The organism is Streptomyces sp. NPDC057543 (assembly GCF_042801895.1).
In the GTDB taxonomy this organism is placed as follows: domain Bacteria; phylum Actinomycetota; class Actinomycetes; order Streptomycetales; family Streptomycetaceae; genus Streptomyces.
On record NZ_JBHVFF010000406.1, the window covers coordinates 1 to 5,793 of the forward strand.

Annotated in this window: 6 protein-coding genes; 1 reads left to right on the top strand and 5 read right to left on the bottom strand. The window is 68.8% G+C overall.

Features of this window, described 5'->3' with window-relative positions; all coding sequences use genetic code 11:
* Window positions 1–29: 29 nt before the first annotated feature.
* The 4 genes from ACFU8Q_RS38340 to ACFU8Q_RS38355 form a co-directional block, all read right to left on the bottom strand.
* On the bottom strand, window positions 30–1,892 hold the full coding sequence (locus ACFU8Q_RS38340) for a CocE/NonD family hydrolase (protein WP_384463858.1): 1,863 nt from the start codon (window positions 1,890–1,892) through the stop codon (window positions 30–32).
* 248 nt (window positions 1,893–2,140) lie between these two features.
* A complete protein-coding gene (locus tag ACFU8Q_RS38345) occupies window positions 2,141–2,449 on the bottom strand; it encodes a hypothetical protein (protein WP_384463861.1) in 309 nt (102 codons plus the stop codon).
* Between the two features lie 35 nt (window positions 2,450–2,484).
* Complete coding sequence (locus ACFU8Q_RS38350) at window positions 2,485–2,829, bottom strand: hypothetical protein (protein ID WP_384463864.1); 345 nt, start codon at window positions 2,827–2,829, stop codon at window positions 2,485–2,487.
* A 95-nt stretch (window positions 2,830–2,924) separates the two neighbouring features.
* Window positions 2,925–3,281, bottom strand: a complete 357-nt coding sequence (locus ACFU8Q_RS38355) for an ArsR/SmtB family transcription factor (RefSeq protein WP_384463867.1) — start codon at window positions 3,279–3,281, stop codon at window positions 2,925–2,927.
* Between the two features lie 79 nt (window positions 3,282–3,360).
* On the opposite strand from ACFU8Q_RS38355, the gene ACFU8Q_RS38360 reads away from it, so the two are divergent.
* Window positions 3,361–4,455 (top strand): cation diffusion facilitator family transporter, encoded by a 1,095-nt coding sequence (locus tag ACFU8Q_RS38360; protein ID WP_384463870.1) that lies wholly within the window; start codon window positions 3,361–3,363, stop codon window positions 4,453–4,455.
* Window positions 4,456–4,893: 438 nt separating this feature from the next.
* Here the strand turns inward: ACFU8Q_RS38360 and ACFU8Q_RS38365 are convergent.
* Window positions 4,894–5,793, bottom strand: a 900-nt coding sequence (locus tag ACFU8Q_RS38365; RefSeq protein WP_384463873.1) for a M28 family metallopeptidase, incomplete at its 5' end; no start/stop codon positions are given.

Genomic DNA, 5,793 nt, shown 5'->3' on the forward strand with positions numbered 1-5,793 from the left:
GCCCAGGCGGGTGCCGGGCAGCCGCTAGGTCATCCGTTCTTTGAGATGCCCAGCGGGAAGGTGGGGGTACCGACGTTGTCCAGCGTGGTGGTGTTCGCCCTCACGTACGTGTCCAGGTACGGCGAGCGGTCACCCTGGGTCGGCGAGTCGAACCGCGGGTCCTGCACCTCGAGGGCGAGCCGGGCGTCGGAGACCGTGATCGTCTCACCCGAGGGAACGCTCCGCCAGCCGTTCGAGGTGATGGTTCCGATCTGGACCCCCAGCTGGTGCCCTTGCTCGAAGGACCAGTCCGTCGCCTTCAGCGCGAAGGAGGTTGATCCGCTGCTTTCCAGCAGTGCGACGTTCTCGTCGAACATCGTCGCCTTGCCGTCCGGAGCGACGTCCCACAGCCGTGCCCAGACGTTGCCCCGCCCCCTGGTCTTCAGCGTGATCTCCGGGCTGCCCGTGATCCGCACCTGCTCAGCGGCGGGCGTGGACCAGGTCCAGTAACTGTTGGCGGGTGCGTCGGTGCTGAGCGCACTCGTCCGGTCAGTCGTCAGCGAACCGGCCTCCGGCGCGTACTCGATGTCCCAGCCCTGAGACTCCGGCGCCGTCATCGGCAGGGCGGCCTTCTGCGTCTTGCCGCCGTCGTCGACGTACTGCCCGGGCGCCAGCCGCACCTTGTACGAGTCGTTGGTCACCGGCCAGGTCGGCTGGGCGCGCCAGTTGCCGAGGCTGTCCTCGAGGGAGAACGCCGGGTCGGTCACCGACGGTTCGATGCCGCGGAGGTACTGGTCGTAGAACCGCATCACCTCGTCGAACCAGCCCGCCCGTCCCATCTTGAGCTGACCCTTGGCATTGGTCTCGTTACCGCGTACGTGTTCCCACTGGCCGATCCAACCGCGTTGCGGACCCTGGTGGTTGGCCAGGTACTTCTGCATCTCCTCGGGCTTGGTGTTGTCCTCGATGAAGCCCGACGTGACGAACAGCGGCGTCTGGGATCCGGCGGCGCGGGAGGCGAAATCGCGGGCACGCCAGAACGGCGACTTCGGGTCCGGGTTCTGGGTGTTGGTGAGGTTGTCACTCTCGCACTCGGGGTGGTTCTTCTCGTACCCCGCGTTCGCCTTGTAGTGGTCGCTGTCGTCGGCCAGCGGCGCCATCGTCGCGATCGAGTAGTAACCCCGTGGGGTACTGGTCACGTTGGAACGCGGCACCCCGTTGCTGTACAGGTAGTTGTACCTGTTCCACGTCGGTTCTTGGGAAACGATCGCCCGCAGAGGCTTGAGCTTGAGGGTATTGGCCGCGAGCCCGGTGTTTGCGTCGTACGACTTGCCGTACATACCGACCTTGCCGGTCGACCACGGCCGGCTCGCTGCCCACTCGACGGCCGCCTTGATGTCGGCCTGCTCCCCCGGGCCGAGAAAGTCCAGGCACCCGGTGCTGCCGCCGAAGCCGCGCAGGTCGACCATCACGAAGGTGTATCCACGCTCCATGAGCCGCGCGCCGTCGATGAAGTCCTGAAAGCGCGCCGATGGCCCGACCCGGTCCCATCCCGCGGGACTGCTCTCCCCCGCGTGGGAGAAGTACGGGCCCACCGAAAGGATCACCGGCGTCTTCGCATCCGCCGGCAGGTCTGCCGGGCGCAGCACGTCGGCGTGCAGTTCGACTCCGCTGCCGTCCGAGGACGGGAAGTAGTGCTGCGTCCAGAGCGAGCCCTTCGGGACGCGGTCGTTCTCCTCGTGCGTGACGGGGTCGGTCGCGGTGGCCACCGCCTCCGACCGGGCCTGCGCCGCAGTGGCTGGCCCGGATGTTGCGCCGGGCGCTGCGGCGGCGGATCCGGCGAGCGTGCCGGTCAACGCGAAGGTGGTGATGACGGCTGAGGCGGCCCAGGTGGCCGCGCGACGTCTTCTCACTTGCTCCTCCTGGAGTTGTCGGTACCGGGCGGTGCAGGTGGTGCAGTCGGACAGCGACCCCGGACCCGCCGTCGACGGGTCGACGAGGGGTGGCCGCGCACAGACGGACGGAATCTGGATTCCGGGTGCGCGCCGGAGCCGACGGCGAGGCAGCCTATGATCACCATTGGCACGCGTCAACAGGGTCGTATGAGCGACGTGTTGCTGGTGTGGCCGCAGATGTCCCGACCGGGTCCGATCACGGCGGCTCACGGGAGCGCGTTAAGCGACGGAGCCCGGGCGCGCCCGAGGGCAGCGTCGTCGCATGTGATCGGTGTCCGACCGGCGCCGCCTCCTTCGACCATCAGACGGCGCACTTTGTACACGTCACTGAGGAAGTCGAGGGCAACCGGCCACGTGGCATCCTGCGGAACGCCCTGAATGGTGGCGAGGTCTCCGAGCGCCTTGCCTGCCTTCTCCACCGCCCTGCTGCCGACGGCCAGGACGAGCTTCTCGCCTCCGTGGTGCCAGAACTTCCAGTCCGGGTCGAGGATGCCGGTGGCGGTGATGGTGGTCACCAGCGGGTACTCCGGCAGGCCGGCGCGGGTCGTGACTACCAGTACGTCATGGCGGCCCGGGTCAGCACATCGATCCGGGCAGCCATTTCTCCGAGACCCCGGACTTCCGGGACAGCTTCCCCATTCGCTGCGCGGCAGGGAACGAAGGCAGCGAATTCCACCCCCACTTCGCACCTTTCGTGACGGACGGCAAGGTGCACGCTGTCTTCTTCAAGGGTGCCCGCTCTGCCTCGACGAGTGGATTCGAAGGTGCGAACTCGGAGGGAACCTCCCTGGAAAGTGGCGCCGTTGGGCCCGGCGTCGTCGAGCGCGCGGCGTAGATGCTCGTTGACGGGCTTCTCGTTCGGGCAGTTGGGCACGACCAGGATCTCGATCTCCATGTCTCCGACATCACGCGTTCCGCTGTACGGACCCCGATCGCGGTGTCGGTCGGCGCGAAGCAGGTACCGAGTCAGTCGTTCTGCCGTGAGCAGCGTCAGTCGTGGGTTGGGAGGTCGCCGAGTTGGTGGTCGGCGGACCTGAGTGCCTCGTCGACCAGACGCTTGACATGTCCATGCGGCAGAGCGTAGATGACCCGGCGGCCTTCCTTGCGGGTGGTGACCAGTCCGGCCAGGCGTAGGCGGGCGAGGTGCTGGCTGACCGAGGGCCGGGCCACCGCGCACGCTTCGGTGAGGGTGCTCACGTCGGCCTCGCCTTCAGCCAGCCGCCCCAGGAGGGTCAGGCGGGTGCGGTCGGCCAGCAGCCCCAACACCTCCGCGGCCATGGCGTACCGGTCGCTTTCATTTCGCTGTTGCGGGTCCTGCGCACCTGATAGGTGCATGCGTGCACTCATATGCACATAATGGACGATGAGCGTCCGGTGTCCAACCGGTCTGCCTTGCCGATCCCGAATCCGGAAGGCGTGAGCTGCCGTGAGCGACCGGAGCACCCACCACGAGCCGCACCGCCACGACCACGGTGACCACGGGCACGCAGAGCACGGCCACCAGCACGACCATGACGGTCATGGGGCGGGCCGGTGGTCGCAGTTCAGACACCAGGTCGGGCACCTGGTCAAGCCGCACAGTCACGAGGCTGCGGACAAGGTCGACTCGGCGATGGAGGCCTCTGCCGAGGGCATGCGCACGCTCTGGATATCCCTCGGCGTCCTGGGCCTCACCGCCGTCCTGCAGGCCGTGGTGGTGGTGCTGTCCGATTCGGTCGCGTTGCTGGGCGACACCATCCACAATGCCGCCGACGCGCTGACCGCTCTCCCGCTGGGCGTGGCGTTCGTCCTCGGGCGACGGGTGGCCACCCGGCGGTTCACCTATGGCTTCGGCCGGGCGGAGGACCTGGCCGGCATCTTCATCGTCCTCACGATCGCCGCCTCCTGCGCGCTGGCTGCCTGGACCGCGGTCGACCGGCTCCTCAACCCGCAGGAGATCAGCTACCTGCCCTCGGTTGCCGCCGCCGCGCTGATCGGCTTCATCGGCAACGAGTGGGTGGCCCGTTATCGCATCACCACGGGCAAGCGGATCGGCTCGGCGGCCCTGGTCGCCGACGGGCTGCACGCCCGCACGGACGGTTTCACCTCCCTTGCGGTCCTGCTCGGCGCAGGCGGCGCCGCGCTCGGCTGGCGCCTGGCGGACCCGATCGTCGGCCTGCTGATCACCGTCGCGATCCTCGCCGTGCTCAGGGGAGCCGTCCGGGAGGTCGTCGCCCGGTTGATGGACGCGGTCGACCCCGCTCTGGTGGACACCGCCGAGCACGCTCTGCGTGCGGTGGACGGTGTCGTGGAGGTGGGCGAGCTTCGGATGCGGTGGATCGGCCATCAGCTGCGGGCCGAGGTCGCCATCGTCGTGGCGGGCGAACTCAGCGTCCGCGACGCGCACCGGGTCGCCGTCGACGCCGAGCACGCACTCCTGCATGCCGTTCCCCGGCTGACCGCCGCCCTCGTCCACGCCGACCCGGACACCGGCCACGACGACGCGCACGCGCTACTGGCCCACCATCGCGCCCACGTCTGACGGCCTCGGCACGAACCGAGTCCGATCCACCGGGCGGATTCGGTAGGGCCTCGATACCGGGGCGCTCCCGAATCCGCGGGCGGTCAGTCGCAGCAGTCGCAGCCAGGGCAGCAACCGCACGCATCCGCCTCGGCGTCCGCGGACGGGACGGCTGTGGCGACGGGGGCTGATCGCGGCCGGCGGATCCGTCGCTGGGTGGGGGTTTCACGGACCGGCTCGAAGCCGTGCTGGTCGAGCATCCGCTCGCAGACGCTCAGTCCGCGTTCTGCGCCGAGCCGGCCGGGGCGGGTCTGCTCCCGTTCGCTCTCGCCCAGTTCCCGGCCACGCCGGCCGCCTGATCAGCACTCGCCTGATCCATCATCTGCTTGAGGCGACTACGCACCGCATTCTGAGGGGGGAGGGCCGGACAGTCCGGCCCTCCCCTGCGTGTACCGGGAGTTACTCGGTGACCTCGTGGTCGTGGCCCTCGTGCAGGCCACCGCCGCTGCCCGCCGAACCCTTGGTGTTCTGCGGCGCCACCGGCTTGCTCAGAAGGCTGGTGTCCCAGGCGTACTGGCCCACCGCGTTGGCGATGACGTCGACGTTGACGTCGAACGCCTTCATGTTGATGTTCTTCAGGGTGTCGCAAGCGGCGTGGTAGCAGGCGTCGTACGCGACACCGGCCTTACCGCCGTACACCTTTGCCTGCTCGGCCGTCTTGATGCCCTCGGCGCCGGTGAAGGTGCCGCCCGAGGGGATGCCCACCTCGATGAACGGCCCGTAGTCCGACCGGCCGGTGAAGTCGGTGCCCTCGTTCGGGATGCCGCGGCTGTCCAGGTAGTCGGTGATCTGCCGCTCCAGCTGCGCCGAGCCCTCCGGGCCGGGGCCGGCACCGACCTGGTCGGAGTCGTCGCCGTCGTAGACGAACTGGGCGTAGTTCGGCGAGGCGATCATGTCGAAGTTCAGGTACAGCTTGACCTTCGCAAGGTCCGCCGCCGAGAGGCTGTTGACGTACGCCTCCGAGCCCAGCAGGCCGAACTCCTCAGCCGACCACCAGGCGAAGCGCACCTTGTTCTTGACGTTCTCGTGGGCGAGGTTCAGGGCCACGTCGAGGATGCCGGCGGAGCCGGAGCCGTTGTCATTGATGCCCGGGCCGGCCGCCACCGAGTCCAGGTGGGCGCCGAACATCATCACGTTGTCGGCGTCGCCGCCCTTGGTCTCGGCGATCACGTTGTAGGTGTGCCGGGTCTCCGCGTAGGTGCGGATCTCCAGGTTGACGGTCACTGCGCCGGCGGCGGCCTTGGCCGCGAGCGCCTCGCCGTCCGCCTGCGTGACGCCGCCGGCCGGGATCTTGGCGAC